Raw genomic sequence first — 16,040 nt, 5'->3', positions numbered from 1 at the left:
CTGAGGTCCACCGTCCCGCCACGAGGCCCCCATGGGCAAGCTCAAGCGCAAGGCCTACCAGGAACTGCTGGAACCGATGCAGCTGGAAATCACCACGATGGCGCGCTGGGTGCAGCACACCGGGCAGCGCGTGCTGGTGCTGTTCGAGGGCCGCGACACCGCCGGCAAGGGGGGCGCGATCCAGTCCATCGCCGAACACCTCAACCCGCGCCAGTGCCGGGTGGTGGCGCTGCCCAAGCCGACCGAACGCGAAGCCACGCAATGGTATTTCCAGCGCTACGTCACCCACCTGCCGGCGGCCGGTGAGATCGTGCTGATGGACCGGAGCTGGTACAACCGCGCCGGGGTCGAACACGTGATGGGGTACTGCTCGGAGACGGAGTACCGCGCGTTCCTGGAACAAACCCCGGTGTTCGAAAAGCTGCTGGTGGACGACGGCATCCTGCTGTTCAAGTACTGGCTCACCGTGGACCAGGCACAGCAGGAAGAACGTTTCGCCGAACGCCACGTGGACCCGCTGAAGGGCTGGAAGCTGTCGCCGGTGGACCTGAAATCGCGCAGCAAGTACACCGCGTACACCGAAGCCCGCGAGGCGATGCTGCGTGCCACCCATCGCGACGCCTCGCCGTGGACGCTGGTCGATTTCAACGACCAGCGGCGCGGCCGCCTGAGCCTGATCCGCAATCTGCTCGACCGGTTGCCCGACACCCATGTGGACGATCCGGTACCGGAGCTTCCGCCACTGAAGGGCAAGCTGCATGAAGAGCAGTTCGGCGTGTTGAAACCGATCAGGGCATTCGAAGACGAAGGTTGAAGGCGCGGATTACGCGCCTTTGGCGATTTCCTTCTCGATGTCAGCCGCGGTGACCGGACCCAGGAACTGCTTGGCAACCTTGCCGTCCGGGGCGATCAGGTAGGTCATCGGCAGGCCGCGCGGCACGGCGAAATCTTCCGGCGGGTTGTAGGTGTCGACCAGCACGATCGGATAGGTCACCGGCAGCTTTTTCAGGAAGTCCTTCATTTCCGCCGGGTCGATGTCCTCGTAGGCCAGGCCGACCACTTCGATCTGCTCGCGCATTGCATGCAGCGCCGACAGCTCCGGCATTTCCTTGCGGCACGGGGCGCACCAGGTCGCCCAGAAGTTCACCACCACCCACTTGCCGCGGTGCGCGGCCAGGTCGTAGGTAGTGCCATCGAGCGCCGGCAGCACCAGACGTGGCTGTTCGGCGGTGGCGCGCTCCAGGTCGGGGCTGGCGCTGTCGGCAGGTGCAGCCGGTTCGGTCACCGGCGCCGGTGCGGGCGCAGCGGCTTCAGGTTGCGGGGCGGGCTTGTTGCAGCCGGCCAGGGCCAGCAGGCCCAGCGCAAGCAGCAGGGGCTTGGCGGTCATGGCGTATCTCCGTGGGGGGTATAGATGTCGCTGACGCGGCGCTTGAGCAGCTCGCGCAGGGGCAGGCGCAGTGCGTCCAGCGCCGCCACCGAGGCGATGCCCAGGCTGTCGTCGCGGTACGGCAGGTAGGCTTCCTTGACCGGGATGCGCAGCTGCGTGGATTCGTAGAGGTCGGCCAGGGTGAGCTTGTCCAGGTCGCGCGCGAGCAGCCATTCGCCCTGCTCGTCGCGACGCACCACGCGGATCGCTTCCAGGTCGCAGAGCATGCTCTGCAGCAGCGAATCGGTGAGCATCGGCTCGAGCCGCAGCACCTCGTCCTCGTCCAGGCCGCGACCGTCCACGCGGGCCTGGTGGAAGCGCCCGATCAGGCGCAGCAGGCCGTAGAGCTCGTAGCCGGTGGGCAGGCGCAGGTCGGCCGGCTGGTAGCGGAAGGCGGCGATCGACGAAGCCAGCGAGGCACCGAGCAGCACCGAGACCCAGCACAGGTAGATCCACAGCAGCAGGATCGGCACGAACGCCACCGTGCCATAGAGCTTCTGGTAGGACTGGAAACTGCCGAGGTAGGCGCCCATGCCCCACTTCACCAACTCCAGCATCACCGCCGCCAGGATCGCACCGGGAATGGCGTGGCGCCACTTCACCGTGTGGTGCGGGACCACCCGGTACACCAGCATGATGCAGACGAACTCGATCAGGATCGGGGCGATGGTCAACGAGGCGTCGGCGAGCAGGCGGCCCTCGCTGGTGCCGAACAGCGGCAGCGCGAACACCCGCGCCGAGACCGCCAGCGAGGCGGCGGCCAGCATCGCGCCCAGGGTGAGCACGGTCCAGTACACCAGGAAACGGGTGAGCTTGGGCCGGGTCGAGCTGACCCGCCAGATCTGGTTGAAGGTTTCTTCCACGCTGTTGAGGGTGATCAGCAGCGACACCACCAGCGCGATGAAGCCGGCGGCGGTGAGCTGGCCGGCACTGGCCGAGAACTGGCGCAGGTAGCCTTCGGCGGCGCGCGCGGCGTTGGGCACGAAGTTGGAGAACACGTAGTCGCTGAGCGTGTCGCTCCAGCGGTCGAACACCGGAAACGCGGAGAGCACCCCGAACACCACGATCGCCAGCGGCACCAGCGCGAACACCGTGGTGTAGGCCAGCGAGGCGGCGGCCTGGAACAGGCGGTCGTCCAGGAAGCGGCGCCACAGGAAGCGACCGAAGCTGGCGGTACGGGCCCGGTCGCGCCCGCGTTCCAACCAGAGATTGAGGGTATCCAGGGGTTCCATCGAGGCAAGCGTACCTGAAGCCGGGTGGAGGCAATGCCATACTGCGGGCCGGATGGGTCACAACGGAAGCAAGATGGCGGAGATTCTGGTGCTGTACTACAGCCGCGGCGGTTCGGTGGCGCGGCTCGCGCGCCAGATCGCGCGTGGCGTCGGCGAAGTGCCGGGCATGAGCGCGCGCCTGCGCACGGTGCCGCCGGTGGCGGCAGTGACCCAGACCGCGCGACCGCCGGTGCCCGAAGACGGTGCCCCGTACGTGAGCGTGGAGGACCTGGCCGAATGCAGCGGCCTGCTGCTCGGCAGTCCGACCCGGTTCGGCAACATGGCCGCGCCGGTCAAGCATTTCATGGACGGGCTGGGCGCCGAGTGGGTCAACGGCACCCTGGCCGGCAAGCCGGCCGGGGTGTTCACCTCGACCGCGTCGCTGCACGGCGGGCAGGAGTCCACGCTGCTGTCGATGCAGGTGCCGCTGCTGCATCACGGCTGCCTGATCGTGGGCATTCCCTTTACGGAACCGGCGCTCAGCCACACCACGACCGGTGGTACGCCCTATGGCGCCAGCCATGTGGCCGGCGCGGACGACAACCCGGTGCCGAGCGAAGACGAGGCCGTGCTGGCCCGCGCGCTGGGCCGGCGCGTGGCCGATATCGCACGGCGGCTGGGATGAGCGCGCGCGCGCAGAAATGGACGTTGGCAGCGGTGCTGCTGGCGCTGGCTGCGGTGTATGCCGCGTGGTTCGCGCAGGACCGGCACTGGCTGGCCAGCCAGCTGGTCTTCACCCTGCCGCCGCTGCTGCTGGCGATCGGGGTGCTGCTGGGCCGTGGCAAGGCGCCGTTCTGGGCGGGCGTGCTGGCGTTGTTCTGGTTCAGCCATGGCGTGATGAGCGCGTGGAGCCACCCGGAGACCGCGCATTGGGCCTGGGCGGAGCTGCTGCTGGCGTTGGCGGTGATCGGAGTGTCGAGCGCACCGGGGCTGCGGAAACGGTTCGGCCCGAAGGGGTGATGCCGCGCGGTATCATGGCGGCCTGGCGCGGGCTGTTCCGCGCGGCTCACGCTCACACCAGGATTGCGGCAATGGAAGAACTACTGATCATCACCACCGGTGGCACGATCGACAAGATCTACTTCGACGACAAGTCGGACTACCAGATCGGCGATCCGCAGATCGGGATGATCCTGCGCGAACTGGGCGTGACCTTCCGCTTCAACGTGATCCCGATCCTGCGCAAGGACTCGCTGCACATCAGCGACGAGGACCGCGAGCTGATCCGCGCCACCATCGCCGCGCAGCCGACCCGCCACGTGCTGGTCACCCACGGCACCGATTCGATGGTGCAGACCGGCCGCGTGCTCAAGAGCATTCCCGACAAGACCATCGTGATGACCGGCGCACTCAGCCCGGCCCGTTTCCGTGGTTCGGATGCCGAGTTCAACATCGGCTGCGCGATCGGCGCGGTGCAGTCGCTGCAGCCGGGCGTGTACATCGCCATGAACGGCCGCATCTGGAACCCGGAACACGTCCGCAAGAACGTGGCAGCCAACCGATTCGAAGACGCATGATCTCGCGTCCATGAAAAAGGCCCCGGCACTGCCGGGGCCTTTTTTTCATCCTCAGTACTGCGCGGTCAGGGTCACGCCGGAGAAGGTGGTGTACGCCTTCACCCGCACATGCCAGGTGCCCGCCGCCGGAGCGGTGATCGTGCAGGTTTCGTTGTTGCCGCTCAGGTACGGGCGGCAGGTGTACACGGTGTCGGTCGGGGCGCTGCCCGAACGCACGTACAGGTCGGCGTCGCCCGTACCACCGGCGATGGTCACCTTCAGCTGCGAACGTCCTGCCGGCACCGCAACCGTGTAGGCCAGCGACGCACCGCTGGAGGCGCCCAGGCCGGTGACCGGCACGTTGTTCTGCAGGGTCCCGTTGCCCGGGTTCGGGTTGGTCCCGCCCAGCGCTGCGGTCACTGCCGCATCGGCGTCGACGATGCCCGCACCGCAGCCGCCGCTGCACGCGCCCGGCAGGGGACGCACGGTGTTCTTGAGCAGGGTTTCAACCGCCGCCGGCGACAGCGCGGTCGGCGCGACCGACTGCACCAGCGCGACCACGCCGGCCACGTGCGGGGCCGCCATCGAGGTGCCGTTGTACGACGCGTAGGAGGCGCTGCCCGGTACCGTGGTGCCGGTGTTGAGCGTGGACAGGATCGCCTGGCCCGGGGCTGAGACGTCGATGCCGGCACCGTAGTTGGAGAAGCTGGCGCGCGCGCCGGCCGAGGTGGTAGCCGCCACCGCGATCACGTTGGCGCAGTTGGCCGGGACCGACGAGGACACGTTGGTGTTGCTGTTGCCGGCCGCCACGACCACGGTGGTGCCGCGCGACACCGCGCCGTTGATCGCGTTCTGGTAGGTGGCCGAGCAGGTGCCGCCGCCACCGAGCGACATGTTGATCACCTCGGCCGGGTTGGCATTGGCCGGCACGCCGCTGACGGTGCCGCCAGAGGCCCACACGATCGCATCGGCAATGTCGGACGTGTAGCCGCCGCACTTGCCCAGCACGCGCACCGGCACGACCTTGGCGTTGTACGCGGTACCGGCCACGCCGGTGCTGTTGTTGGTCACCGCGGCGATCGTGCCGGCCACGTGGGTGCCGTGCCAGCTGGAGTTGGAGGCCGGATAGCCGGCGCCGCATTCGTTGGCGGCGTACCAGTCGCCTTCGTCGTTGGGGTTGTTGTCGCGGCCACCGCCGTCGCGCGCCATCGCCGCGTCGCTGATGAAGTCATAGCCGGGCAGGATGTTGGCGTTGAGGTCGGCATGGTTGGTGATGCCGGTGTCGATCACGGCCACCACCACGCCCGTGCCGGTGGCCTTGTCCCAGGCCGGACGCACGTTGATCGAGGCGTTGCTGGTGCCGAAGCCCCACTGCTCGGACAGGCGGGCGTCATTGGGGGTCAACGTGGCGCGCATCAGCTGGTCGACTTCGACGTATTCCACGTTCGGGTCGGCGGCCAGGCGGCGCATCAGCAGTTCCGATTCCGCTGTGTCCAGCGGGCGGTCGGCCTTGACCACGGTTGGGCCGATGGCCAGGGTGCGCAGCTTCTGCAGGCCCAGCGCGCGGCCCTGGGCGGCCGGAACGGCGGCGGCCGCCGCCTTCAGGGAGCTGGCCAGTACGCTCGGGGTCGCCACGTCGGTGGCGCCGTCCTTGTATTTCACGATGAAGCGCTGATGGGTCGGCGCGGAGGCCAGGCCGCTGAGCTGCACGTCGCCGGCAAACGCCGGGGCGGCCAGCAGCAGGGTCGAAAGAACAGAACCACCGAGTACAACCACTGCACGCTGACGCAGACGCTGCGAATCATGAGACATCGGAATTCCCTTCAAGTCGTGAGGAGCCGTCGATGCGGCGAGGTGGGTTCGATGCAGCGCGATGAAAGACGGCGTGTATCGAACCTGGAAGACGGATCGGTTTCCCCTGTGCAACCGCCCGACCCCGGACGCTAGTGGTTCGGCCCTGCCGCAACAATGTTTCAGCGCGCTTTCAGGGTTGTGAAAAGTTCGATCTGAGACTTTTCGGGTCAAGGGTTTGTGAATGTGAAGAAACTTTCGGGTAGGGAAATGGTCAATGCGCGTGTAATTCGTGTCCTGCGTCACTGTCTTGTGCGTCATTCACGAGACATCGTTTGCGCAACAATGGGTTAGGTCGGTTTGGATCGTTCTGACGCGCGGATTATCGGGAAGGCTCCAGCCACGCAGGGCGTGGCTCTACCGGTGATCGACATGGTTCACAGGGGTGGACGACAATTCGCGATGTACTGACGGGGGTAGAGCCACGCCCTGCGTGGCTGCTCGACGATCCCCAACGAAAAAGGCCCGCCTGTCACCAGGCGGGCCTCTTATTCATCACGGGATCGCTGGATCAGCCGTCCAGGTGCACCAGCCAGCCATGGCGGTCCGGCAGGCGGCCGTACTGGATGTCGGTCAGTTCCTTGCGCAGCGACATGGTCACTTCACCGGCCGGCGCGCTCAGGTCGCCCACCGAGAAGCCTTCGCCCTTCAGCTGGCCGATCGGGGTGACCACCGCCGCGGTACCGCAGGCGAACACCTCGGCGATCTCGCCCGAGGCCACGCCCTGCTTCCACTCCTCGATGCTGACCTTGCGCTCTTCCACCTTCATGCCGCGGTCGCGGGCCAGCTGCAGGATGCTTTCGCGGGTGATTCCTTCCAGGATGCTGCCGGACAGTTCCGGGGTCACCAGGGTGCCGTCCTTGTAGACCAGGAACACGTTCATGCCACCCAGTTCTTCCAGGTACTTGCCTTCCACCGGATCCAGGAACAGCACCTGCGAGCAGCCCTGCGCCTGCGCCTTCTGCTGCGGCAGCAGCGAGGCCGCGTAGTTGCCGCCGCACTTGGCCGCACCGGTGCCGCCCTTGGCCGCACGCGCGTATTCGGTGGACAGCCAGATCGCCACCGGGGCCACGCCCTTGGCGAAGTAAGGACCGGCCGGGCTGGCGATGACGTAGTAACCGGCCTTCTGCGCGCCACGCACGCCGAGGAAGGCTTCATCGCCGATCATGAACGGACGGAAGTACAGGCTGGATTCGTCGGCCGACGGCACCCAGCTGGCATCCACCGCGATCAGCTGCTTCAGCGATTCGACGAAGATCTCCACTGGCAGTTCCGGCAGCGCCAGGCGCTGCGCCGAGCGCTGCAGGCGGCGGCCGTTGGCATCCGGGCGGAAGGTCCAGATCGAACCATCGGCATGGCGGTAGGCCTTGATGCCTTCGAAGATCTCCTGGCCGTAATGCAGCACCGCGGCGGCCGGGTCCAGCTGCAGCGGACCGTAGGCGCGCACGCTGGCGTCATGCCAGCCGGTGTCCTTGTCCCAGCGTACTTCCACCATGTGGTCGGTGAAGTGCAGACCGAACCCCGGCGCGGCCAGGATGCGCGCACGCTCCTCGCTGCTGCGCGGGTGGGCGGAACGGGTGGTGGTGAAGTTCACGGAAGACTGGGACACCGGATGATTCCTGTTCTGGTTACGGGGAGCACATCAATTACAGCATGCCGGTTTCAAGCCGGGCCGCTTCGGACATCATGTGCTGGTTCCACGGCGGGTCGAACACCAGTTCGACATCGGCTTCGGCCACGGTGGGGATCATTTCCAGCTTGCTGCGCACGTCATCGACCAGGATGTCGCCCATGCCGCAGCCGGGCGCGGTCAGGGTCATCTTGATGTCGACCTCGCGCTGGCCATCGTCCAGGTGCTTGAGCTCGACTTCGTAGACCAGGCCGAGGTCGACGATGTTGAACGGGATTTCCGGGTCGAAGCAGGTGCGCAGTTGCTGCCACACCAGCTTTTCGACCTCCTCGTCGGTGGCGTCGGCGGGCAGTTCCAGCGCCGGCGGCGGTTCCTTGCCGATCGCGTCGCCGTCCTTGCCGGCGATGCGGAACAGATTGCCTTCGACGAACACGGTGTAGCTGCCGCCCAGCGCCTGGGTGATGTACCCATAGCTGCCGGCCGGCAGGGTGACCGTTTCGCCCTGCGGGACCATGACGGCCTCGCAGTCGCGTTCGAAGTGGACGGGTTCGCTGCTACGGGAGTACATGTGGATCGATATGGGGTCGCGGCCAATTCCCGCAAGGTGGCTATTTTAGCCCAGCGGCCGCCCACGCGCCGGTCACCCCGCAAGCCGGTATCCTGTGGCGATCCAAAGGAAGAATGCATGTCGCCCACGTCCGCGCCCGCCAGGTCCGCCCACTGGCTCTGGCCCCCGCTGTTGCTGCTTGGAGTCGTCACGGCCACGTTGGCCTGGTTGGTCATCGCCCTGCTGAGCGGTCGCCAGGTCGGCTGGATGGCCGTACTGGCCGCGCTGGAGCTGGGTTTCATGCTTCGCCTGGGCCGGCTGCAGGCCGGTCCGCTTCGGATCGGCCTGACCGTGGCGTTCACCCTGGTGGTCGCGCTGGCGGCCAACTGGGGCATCGCTTCGGCCTACCTGGGCGGCTCGCTGGGCCTGGATCCGTGGAATTCAGCGTTGCGCATGGGCCCGTTCATGGCGGCCACCCTGATCCAGCTCGCGAACGGGGTCGGCGAGTGGTTGTGGCTCGGTGTAGCGCTGGTGGTCGCTTGGTGGGTGGCGAAGTAACCCGGTAGTGCCGGCCGCCGGCCGGCTCTGCACGAATCCAGCAGCACGTGGAGCCGGCCGGCGGCCGGCACTACCGTTAATGGGTTCCGTCGAGGGCCTTGAGCTCGCTTACCAGCGCACTCGCCGCCCCGGCGCCATCGCCGTACAGCATGCGCGCGTTGTCGGCGTAGAACAGCGCGTTTTCGATCCCGGCAAAACCGGTGCCCTTGCCGCGCTTGATCACCACCACGTTGCGCGCGTTGACCACGTCCAGGATCGGCATGCCGTAGATCGGGCTGGCCGGGTCGGTGCGTGCCACCGGATTGACCACGTCGTTGGCGCCGATCACCAGCGCCACGTCGGTGTTGGGAAACTCCGGATTGATGTCGTCCATGTCGGCGATCAGGTCGTACGGCACCCCCGCTTCGGCCAGCAGCACGTTCATGTGCCCGGGCATGCGCCCGGCCACCGGGTGGATCGCGAACTTCACCTTGATCCCGCGCTCGATCAGCCGCTGCGCCAGTTCCCACACCTTGTGCTGGGCCTGGGCCACGGCCATGCCGTAGCCCGGCACGATCACCACCCGTTCGGCAAACGCCATCAGCGCGGCCACGTCACTGGCCTCGATCGGCTTCTGCGATCCGCTGATTTCCTGCGCGGTGCCCCCGCCGCCGAAGTTGGAGAACAGCACGCCACTGATCGGCCGGTTCATCGCCTTGGCCATCAGCCGGGTAAGCAGGATGCCCGCCGCACCGACCATCATGCCGGCGATGATCAGCGCCTCATTGCCCAGCACATAGCCTTCGAACGCCACCGCCAGGCCGGTGAACGCGTTGTACAGCGAGATCACCACCGGCATGTCGGCGCCGCCGATCGGCAGCGTCATCAACACGCCCAGTGCCAGCGCGACCACGAAGAAGCTGATGATCGCCACCGAACTCAGGCTCACCGCCGCCCATATGCCCAGCACCACCATCGCAAGCGCCACCAGCAGGTTGAACGCCTGCTGGCCGGGGAAGGTCACGCGGCGGTCGAGGCGACCGTCCAGCTTGGCCCAGGCGATGATCGAGCCGGACAGCGAGACTGCGCCGATCGCCGAGCCGATCACCGCCAGCGCCAGCACCGTAGCCGAAGGCTGGCGCGCGGCCAGCTCGGCAATGGCCTGCTCACTCCAATGGGTGGTATCGCGGTTGCCCAGGAACGAGAAGCGCAACAGTTCCACCGCGCCGATCGCCGCGGCCGAGCCACCGCCCATGCCGTTGTACAGCGCCACCATCTGCGGCATGTCGGTGATCGCCACGCGCTTGGCCGACCACCAGGCCACGCCGGTGCCGATCGCCACCGCCGCCAGGATCAGCGGCACGTTGTGCAGGTCGGGCAGGAAGAAGGTGGCTACGGTGGCGATCAGCATGCCCAGCCCGGCCCAGCGGATGCCGCTGCGCGCGGTCATCGGCGAGGCCATGCGCTGCAGGCCCAGCAGGAACAGCGTGGCGGCGACCAGGTAGCTCACCTGCACCAGCCACTGCAGCAGTTGCGCGGTGGAGACGTTCAAGGCGCCTTCTCCCCGCTGTCGCGCTTCTGGCTGGGCTTGAACATGTCCAGCATGCGTTCGGTCACCACGTAGCCGCCGGCGGCGTTGCCCGCGCCCAGTACCACCGCGATGAAGCCGATGATCTTCTCCAGCGGAGTCTGCGCGTGGCCCAGCACCACCATCGCGCCGATCAGCACGATGCCGTGGATGAAGTTGGACCCGGACATCAGGGGGGTGTGCAGGATCACCGGCACCCGCGAAATGATCACGTGGCCCGCGATCGCGGCCAGCATGAAGATGTACAACGCCACGAACCCGTCGCTCATTGCAGTCTCTCTCCCAGGCGGTCTTCCCGTCCCTGCATCATAACCATGCGCTGAACCGTTCTGCAGGCGCGGTCAACCGATGCCGCGCCGGCACGTTCTCACCGTGTCCCCCCTGCGCGAGCGCTACCCTGTGCTGGTGAGCCCTTCCCTGCCGACCCTGCCCGACGAAGCCGACGCCGCGCTGCCGGTGTCGCTGGACGCCTTCCTGGCCGGGATCGGCCCGCGCGCGTTCCGCTTCGCCGAGGCGGGCCTGCGCCAGCGCGACGACGCACTGGATGCGGTGCAGGACGCGATGCTGCGCATGCTGGCCTACCGGGAAAAGCCGGCCGCCGACTGGTCGCCGCTGTTCTGGAGCATCCTGCGCCGCCGCGTGGTCGACCTGCAGCGCCGCCGCAGCTTCCGCCTGCGCTTCTGGCGCAGCAGCGACGACGCCGGTGCCGAGCATGACATCGACTGGGCCGACCCCGGCCCGGGCCCGGCCCAGGCGCATGAACAACGCGACCAGTACGCCGCGCTGGTCAAGGCTCTGCGCGCGCTGCCCGCCCGGCAGCGCGAGGCCTTCAGCCTGCGCGTCCTGCAACAGCTGGACGGCGCCACCACCGCAGCGGCCATGGGCTGCAGCGAGGGCGCGGTAAAAACCCATCTTTCGCGCGCCCGGCAGGCGCTGCAGCTGCATCTGGAGATCGAACTGTGAGCCGCCCCGTGTCTTCCCGCCTTCCCGATGACGCCGCCCTGCAGCAGCTGCACGCGCAGGCCGTAAGCCAGCTGTCGCCGACCACGTTGGCCCGCCTGCGCGCTGCCCGGCATGCATCGCAGCGCCCGCGCCACCACGGCTGGTGGCTGGCCACCGCCGCCTCGCTGGTGGTCGCGCTGGGCCTGGGCATCAGCTTCACCGCCCATCCGCCGCTGGCACCGCCGGTACAGGTGGCGGCCACGCTTGCCGATGACAGCGACGCGCTGCTCGACGAGAATCCCGACATGTACGTGTGGCTGGGCGCCACCGACCTGGCAATGGAGTGAACATGAAACCGCGACTGATCCTGGCGCTGGTGCTGCTGCCGCTGAGCGCAACCAGCTGGGCCCAGACTTCGGCGTTGCCGGAATGGGACAAGCTCACCCCGCAGCAGCGTGAAGCGCTGGTCGCGCCGGTGCGCGACCGCTGGAACAACGCCGCCCCGCCGCAGCGCGAACGCATGCTGCAGCATGGACAGCGCTGGCAGGACATGACCCCGGAACAGCGCGAGCTGGCCCGGCGCGGACGCCACCGGTTCGAGAACATGAGCCCGGAGCAGCGCGAACAGGCGCGTGCGCTGTTCGCCCAGATGCGGCAGATGACCCCGGCCCAGCGCGACGCGCTGCGCGCACGGTGGGAAAAGATGACCCCGGAGCAGCGGCAGGAGTGGTTGAAGGCCAATCCGGTGAAGGACGTGCCGCCGCCGGCGTTGCCGCGTTGATTGGGAGTGCATCCACGCAGGGCGTGGATCTACCGGTAGAGCCACGCCCTGCGTGGCTGCACCGTCAGCCCGCCACCCAGCGCGTCTTCGCCAGCAGCTCATCGTCCCAATCAAACGCCACCGCGCCGTCCTTCAGAAACAGCGCCACGAAGTTGTACAGGTTGCGGGCATACATCTCGCTGGCATGCACCGCGCCCTGGCTGGCCAGGTTCACCGGCCCGTCCACCACCACCCCATCGACGTCCACGGTCTCGCCCGGCACCGTCGCCTCGCAGTTGCCGCCGGTCTCCGCCGCCAGGTCCACGATCACGCTGCCCGGGCGCATGCCCTGCACCATCGCGCGGGTCACGATCTTCGGTGCCGGCCGACCCGGCACCGCCGCCGTGCAGATCACCACGTCCACCAGCCGCAGGTGCTCGCCCAGCCGGCGCTGCTGCTCCGCGCGCTCCTCGTCGGTCAACGGCCGCGCATAGCCGCCTTCGCCCACCGCACTGACCCCCAGGTCAAGGAACTTGCCGCCCAGCGACTCGATCTGCTCCCGCGTTTCCGGCCGCACATCGAACCCCTCCACCTGCGCGCCCAGCCGCCGCGCCGTCGCAATGGCCTGCAGCCCCGCCACGCCCGCCCCCACCACCAGCACCCGCGACGGCCGGATCGTACCGGCCGCCGTGGTCAGCATCGGGAAGAAACGCGGCGCCAGCTGCGCCGCGATCAGCGTGGCCTTGTAGCCGGCCATGCCCGCCTGCGAACTCAGCACGTCCATCGACTGCGCACGCGTGGTGCGGGGCAAGCGCTCCAGCGGGAATGCCTGCAGCCCACGCGACTGGATCATCCCCGCCCGTTCGGCATCGGCCTGTGGCTGCAGCATGCCAACCAGCGCGGCGCCATTCTTCAGCTGCGACAACCGCGCCGTCTCCGGCGGCTGCACGCACAGCACGATATCGGCCACGCCCAGTCGAGCGTCATCGGCCAGCTGCGCACCGGCCTCCAGATACGCCGCATCGGGAAATCCCGCCGCGCGACCTGCACCGGGTTCAAACCAGGCCGTCGCGCCCAGCGCGATCAGTTTGCGCGCCGTCTCCGGCGTCATCGCCACGCGCCGTTCGCCCGACGCACGTTCCCGAACCACCAACACCTCGACAGCCATGCACGACCCCGGGTAGCGGAATAGAGGTCGATCCTAACCGCATGCGGGGTCCGCGGGCAGAGGCGCCCCGATTTTTCCCTGGCCCCCGACCCACTGTCGAAGGGTCGGCGGGGGTGGGTTTGCGGGGGAATCGGCGCCATGGATGGCGTCCGCTTAGCCTACACGGACGTACTTGCGGCGACCCCGCAAACCCACCCCCGCCGGCCCAAGCCAGGCGAAACCTGCAAACCAATGCTCTCGGCTCTTGGCGCAGAACCGTCAGTGAACCGTAGCGCCCTTGGTATCAAGCCGGTCGATAACACCCTGCATGGCACTGTCGAACGCGCCATCGTCGATGTGCGCGCGCAGGCGACCCAGGCGCACCATGACCGCCAGCTCTTCCGGCGACGCCACGCAGAAGCGCACGCCGCGGCGGTTCACGAACAGCAGGCGCGACGAGATCGGGCTCACCCACGACAGCTTGCCCGCCTGCACCTTGCCGTCCTTGTCCACGAAGTCCAGCCAGCTGCCAATTTCCAGGCCACGGAAGCGGTCCGCATCGGCATTGTCGAAATCGGTCACATCGACCTTGCCGCCCAGCTCCACCCCCGCGCTCTCCGCCGCCGGCGGCGCCGGCAACACCACCTGCGGCAGCTCCGGCAGCGCACGCTCCAGCTCTGGCCGCGACTCGGCGATCGACTGCAGCGTATCGTGCAGCGTATCGATCGCCGCACTCGCACCGTCGGCATGCACACCCACGCTCGCAAACACCTTGCGCAGCACCGGATGCCACGCCTGCAGCCACGGCTTGCCGACCACATGCCGGCGCGCCTCGGAGACCTCTTCCAGCACCCCGTCCGCCAACGCCAGCGCCTCGCTCACCGACGCACCGTCGTCGCCCTCGCGCAGCACCGCCAGCGTCAGGTGGTGCTGCCACGGCTGGCGCAGGAACTCGCCAATCGCCTGCGGCAGCGTCGTATCCGCAATCCGCCAATCCAGTTCCGAGGCCGCACGGGTCCGTGCCACCTCCAGCTTTTCCTGCCCACGCTGCGTTTCCGCCGCGCGGCGCTCCGCAATCTCGATGCGCCGCCGATGCTGGGTCAGGAAATCGCGGAACTCCTCTTCCAGCGTCAGGAAGATCGCCAGGTTCTCATTGAACTCCGCCACCAGCCGCTCGATGATTTCCTCGACCTTGCCCATCAGCACGCGCTCGGCCTGGCTCTCGCCCGTGTTGCCCTCGCAGGCCTCGGCCAGCGAATTGAGCAGCTTGCGCGCCGGGTGGGTCTTCTGCACGAACATCCGGCGGTCCAGCATCGCCACCTTCACGAACGGCACCACCAGCCGACCGATCAGCTCGCGCGAACGGCCTTCCAGGTCGCGCTCGTCCAGCATCACGTCGAACAGCATCCCGACCAGATCGATCGCGTCCTCGTCCTGCGGATCCAGGCGCGCCTGCGCCGGGTCCACCCCGAGCCGGGTCGCCCCGGACAGCACCTCGCTCTTCAGCCGCTGCGCCAGCGACTCGCCATCTTCACCAATCGCCGCGCGCAGCGTCGCGCTAGGCGTTGCCTGCAGCAACGACAGCACCGACATCATCTCGCGCTGGCTGAGCGGACGCTGCTGGCCCACCGCCACACTGGCCGCCGAGGTCGCGTCCTCGCGCACATGGCGGGTCTGCTGCAGCAACTCGTGCAGCGCCTCCAGCAGCATGCCCTGGTTGCCGCTCATGCCATCGGCGCCATCGCCGGCCTGCTCGTGCGCCGCCTGCGCCGACTGCATGCGCCCGCGACTCGCCGCCCAGCGGTTGGCGAAACGCTGGGCCCAGGCCGGAGCCGCGCCGTCGTCGGCAGCCGCCTGCTGGTTTTCCAGCGCGTCGACCAGATCATCCAGCTCCTGCCGCGGCGACGGCGGGCGCGGCGCCGCGCGACGCGGTGCGGCCATCTGCGGCATCACCCCGGCGGCGGCCAGTTGTTCGTCCAGCTTCTCGTAACGCTTGCCGATCGGCCCGTGCAGGTCGCGCTCGCACAGCTTGATCAGCACCAGGCGCACTTCCGGGGCCAGTTCGCAGACGGCGAACGCCTCATGGATGGCCACGCCGATATGCTCCGGGCTGATCGGATTGCTGTCCGCGTCCAGCTCCAGGCCCCCGGCGATCCAGCCCAGGCGGCGGTCGAGCCGGCCCAGCACCGGCTTCCAGTCGCGCAGCAGCACGGTGGCGAAGTTGCGCACCGCCAGCCGCGATTCCAGCACGTGTTCGGGGACCAGGCTCAGCCCTTCCTCGACCTGGCCGGCCAGGGTCGCTTCGGCCGACAGCGGCTCGCCGCGCTCCAGCGCCTCCCAGGCCTGCGCCAGGTGGCCACGGAACCCGGCCACGATCTCCTCGCGGCGCCGACGCAGTTCGCGCATGCCATCCAGGAACAGCAGCTGCGACGCACCGGCGGTGCCGGCGCGGTCGAACAGCACGTCGTCGAAGCGTGCCAGCACGGTCGCGAACGACTCGGCCAGTCCCGGCAGGGCAGCCTCGCGCGCAAGCTTCAACAGCGCCGGGTCGCGACCCGGTTGCCCCGGATTGGTGGGCGTGGCGATCATGCGAAAAGGCTCCCCACCCTCGCTGGTACAGGATGCAGCATGGATAAGACCGGAGCGGGCGTCCCCAAGACGCCAGCACACGGATGGTAGGACGCCCCGCCCGTGCGGGACAGTGATTCAGTCCGCACTTTCAACCTCATGACCGGGGTACTGACAGGTCTCGTATCGTAAGGCCAGCGGGGGTTGGAAGCGAGTACAGGGATCTGAAGGAAGCCCACTAATTAAGTGCGGTTCATCACACTTTGTCGCAAATGGG

17 protein-coding genes are annotated in these 16,040 nt (G+C 68.1%); 8 read left to right on the top strand and 9 right to left on the bottom strand.

The genetic code is table 11. The annotated features are described in order from the left end of the window. Positions 1–31 precede the first annotated feature (31 nt). Complete coding sequence (gene ppk2 / locus C2U58_RS14405; protein WP_102946463.1) at positions 32–814, top strand: polyphosphate kinase 2; 783 nt, start codon at positions 32–34, stop codon at positions 812–814. Between the two features lie 9 nt (positions 815–823). Here ppk2 and C2U58_RS14400 read toward each other — a convergent pair whose 3' ends face one another. Both C2U58_RS14400 and C2U58_RS14395 read right to left on the bottom strand, forming a co-directional pair. Beyond that, positions 824–1,387 (bottom strand): TlpA disulfide reductase family protein, encoded by a 564-nt coding sequence (locus C2U58_RS14400; protein ID WP_102946462.1) that lies wholly within the window; start codon positions 1,385–1,387, stop codon positions 824–826. Beyond that, positions 1,384–2,658 carry a YihY family inner membrane protein gene (locus C2U58_RS14395; protein ID WP_102946461.1) on the bottom strand — a complete coding sequence of 425 codons (1,275 nt, stop codon included), beginning with the start codon at positions 2,656–2,658 and terminating at the stop codon, positions 1,384–1,386. The genes C2U58_RS14400 and C2U58_RS14395 overlap by 4 nt, the downstream gene beginning before the upstream one ends. A gap of 73 nt (positions 2,659–2,731) precedes the next feature. Between C2U58_RS14395 and wrbA the strand changes: the two genes are divergently transcribed. From wrbA to C2U58_RS14380, 3 genes are all read left to right on the top strand, one after another. Further along, the gene (gene wrbA, locus C2U58_RS14390) at positions 2,732–3,322 is read left to right on the top strand and encodes an NAD(P)H:quinone oxidoreductase (RefSeq protein ID WP_102946490.1); all 591 of its coding nucleotides are present in this window, start codon (positions 2,732–2,734) and stop codon (positions 3,320–3,322) included. Next, a complete protein-coding gene (locus C2U58_RS14385; RefSeq protein ID WP_102946460.1) occupies positions 3,319–3,657 on the top strand; it encodes a DUF2069 domain-containing protein in 339 nt (112 codons plus the stop codon). The genes wrbA and C2U58_RS14385 overlap by 4 nt, the downstream gene beginning before the upstream one ends. A gap of 71 nt (positions 3,658–3,728) precedes the next feature. After that, on the top strand, positions 3,729–4,214 hold the full coding sequence (locus C2U58_RS14380; protein WP_102946459.1) for an asparaginase domain-containing protein: 486 nt from the start codon (positions 3,729–3,731) through the stop codon (positions 4,212–4,214). A 51-nt stretch (positions 4,215–4,265) separates the two neighbouring features. Here C2U58_RS14380 and C2U58_RS14375 read toward each other — a convergent pair whose 3' ends face one another. The 3 genes from C2U58_RS14375 to sufT all read right to left on the bottom strand — a co-directional run bounded on the left by C2U58_RS14375 (position 4,266) and on the right by sufT (position 8,242). After that, positions 4,266–6,005 (bottom strand): S8 family peptidase, encoded by a 1,740-nt coding sequence (locus tag C2U58_RS14375; protein ID WP_102946458.1) that lies wholly within the window; start codon positions 6,003–6,005, stop codon positions 4,266–4,268. A 550-nt stretch (positions 6,006–6,555) separates the two neighbouring features. Further along, positions 6,556–7,653, bottom strand: coding sequence for a branched-chain amino acid aminotransferase (locus tag C2U58_RS14370; RefSeq protein WP_102946457.1), 1,098 nt, complete (start codon positions 7,651–7,653; stop codon positions 6,556–6,558). 37 nt (positions 7,654–7,690) lie between these two features. After that, positions 7,691–8,242, bottom strand: coding sequence for a putative Fe-S cluster assembly protein SufT (gene sufT, locus C2U58_RS14365; RefSeq protein WP_102946456.1), 552 nt, complete (start codon positions 8,240–8,242; stop codon positions 7,691–7,693). 117 nt (positions 8,243–8,359) lie between these two features. Between sufT and C2U58_RS14360 the strand changes: the two genes are divergently transcribed. Continuing rightward, on the top strand, positions 8,360–8,779 hold the full coding sequence (locus C2U58_RS14360; RefSeq protein WP_102946455.1) for a hypothetical protein: 420 nt from the start codon (positions 8,360–8,362) through the stop codon (positions 8,777–8,779). Between the two features lie 76 nt (positions 8,780–8,855). Here C2U58_RS14360 and C2U58_RS14355 read toward each other — a convergent pair whose 3' ends face one another. Continuing rightward, the gene (locus tag C2U58_RS14355) at positions 8,856–10,310 is read right to left on the bottom strand and encodes an NAD(P)(+) transhydrogenase (Re/Si-specific) subunit beta (RefSeq protein ID WP_102946454.1); all 1,455 of its coding nucleotides are present in this window, start codon (positions 10,308–10,310) and stop codon (positions 8,856–8,858) included. Further along, positions 10,307–10,615, bottom strand: a complete 309-nt coding sequence (locus C2U58_RS14350) for an NAD(P) transhydrogenase subunit alpha (protein ID WP_070209342.1) — start codon at positions 10,613–10,615, stop codon at positions 10,307–10,309. The genes C2U58_RS14355 and C2U58_RS14350 overlap by 4 nt, the downstream gene beginning before the upstream one ends. 79 nt (positions 10,616–10,694) lie before the next feature. Between C2U58_RS14350 and C2U58_RS14345 the strand changes: the two genes are divergently transcribed. Genes C2U58_RS14345 through C2U58_RS14335 form a run of 3 tightly spaced genes read left to right on the top strand, consistent with a single transcriptional unit; the run spans position 10,695 to position 12,069 of the window. Beyond that, positions 10,695–11,309 carry an RNA polymerase sigma factor gene (locus C2U58_RS14345; RefSeq protein ID WP_102946453.1) on the top strand — a complete coding sequence of 205 codons (615 nt, stop codon included), beginning with the start codon at positions 10,695–10,697 and terminating at the stop codon, positions 11,307–11,309. Positions 11,310–11,317: 8 nt separating this feature from the next. Continuing rightward, on the top strand, positions 11,318–11,635 hold the full coding sequence (locus tag C2U58_RS14340) for a hypothetical protein (protein WP_102946489.1): 318 nt from the start codon (positions 11,318–11,320) through the stop codon (positions 11,633–11,635). 2 nt (positions 11,636–11,637) lie between these two features. After that, positions 11,638–12,069 carry a DUF3106 domain-containing protein gene (locus C2U58_RS14335; protein ID WP_102946452.1) on the top strand — a complete coding sequence of 144 codons (432 nt, stop codon included), beginning with the start codon at positions 11,638–11,640 and terminating at the stop codon, positions 12,067–12,069. Positions 12,070–12,133: 64 nt separating this feature from the next. Here C2U58_RS14335 and C2U58_RS14330 read toward each other — a convergent pair whose 3' ends face one another. Both C2U58_RS14330 and C2U58_RS14325 read right to left on the bottom strand, forming a co-directional pair. Next, on the bottom strand, positions 12,134–13,216 hold the full coding sequence (locus tag C2U58_RS14330) for an NAD(P) transhydrogenase subunit alpha (RefSeq protein WP_102946451.1): 1,083 nt from the start codon (positions 13,214–13,216) through the stop codon (positions 12,134–12,136). Between the two features lie 258 nt (positions 13,217–13,474). Continuing rightward, positions 13,475–15,784, bottom strand: coding sequence for a DUF1631 domain-containing protein (locus C2U58_RS14325; RefSeq protein WP_102946450.1), 2,310 nt, complete (start codon positions 15,782–15,784; stop codon positions 13,475–13,477). Positions 15,785–16,040: the final 256 nt, after the last annotated feature.

This window comes from Stenotrophomonas sp. VV52 (assembly GCF_002893095.1).
GTDB lineage: Bacteria > Pseudomonadota > Gammaproteobacteria > Xanthomonadales > Xanthomonadaceae > Stenotrophomonas > Stenotrophomonas aracearum.
This window is presented reverse-complemented; position numbering and strand designations above follow the sequence as displayed.

Bases quoted from the DNA above. Each gene is read 5' to 3' on its own strand.
- ppk2 (WP_102946463.1), top strand. From the start codon at position 32: ATGGGCAAGCTCAAGCGCAAGGCCTACCAGGAACTGCTGGAACCGATG.
- C2U58_RS14400 (WP_102946462.1), bottom strand. From the start codon at position 1,387: ATGACCGCCAAGCCCCTGCTGCTTGCGCTGGGCCTGCTGGCCCTGGCC.
- C2U58_RS14395 (WP_102946461.1), bottom strand. From the start codon at position 2,658: ATGGAACCCCTGGATACCCTCAATCTCTGGTTGGAACGCGGGCGCGAC.
- wrbA (WP_102946490.1), top strand. From the start codon at position 2,732: ATGGCGGAGATTCTGGTGCTGTACTACAGCCGCGGCGGTTCGGTGGCG.
- C2U58_RS14385 (WP_102946460.1), top strand. From the start codon at position 3,319: ATGAGCGCGCGCGCGCAGAAATGGACGTTGGCAGCGGTGCTGCTGGCG.
- C2U58_RS14380 (WP_102946459.1), top strand. From the start codon at position 3,729: ATGGAAGAACTACTGATCATCACCACCGGTGGCACGATCGACAAGATC.
- C2U58_RS14375 (WP_102946458.1), bottom strand. From the start codon at position 6,005: ATGTCTCATGATTCGCAGCGTCTGCGTCAGCGTGCAGTGGTTGTACTC.
- sufT (WP_102946456.1), bottom strand. From the start codon at position 8,242: ATGTACTCCCGTAGCAGCGAACCCGTCCACTTCGAACGCGACTGCGAG.
- C2U58_RS14360 (WP_102946455.1), top strand. From the start codon at position 8,360: ATGTCGCCCACGTCCGCGCCCGCCAGGTCCGCCCACTGGCTCTGGCCC.
- C2U58_RS14350 (WP_070209342.1), bottom strand. From the start codon at position 10,615: ATGAGCGACGGGTTCGTGGCGTTGTACATCTTCATGCTGGCCGCGATC.
- C2U58_RS14345 (WP_102946453.1), top strand. From the start codon at position 10,695: ATGCCGCGCCGGCACGTTCTCACCGTGTCCCCCCTGCGCGAGCGCTAC.
- C2U58_RS14335 (WP_102946452.1), top strand. From the start codon at position 11,638: ATGAAACCGCGACTGATCCTGGCGCTGGTGCTGCTGCCGCTGAGCGCA.
- C2U58_RS14330 (WP_102946451.1), bottom strand. From the start codon at position 13,216: ATGGCTGTCGAGGTGTTGGTGGTTCGGGAACGTGCGTCGGGCGAACGG.
- C2U58_RS14325 (WP_102946450.1), bottom strand. From the start codon at position 15,784: ATGATCGCCACGCCCACCAATCCGGGGCAACCGGGTCGCGACCCGGCG.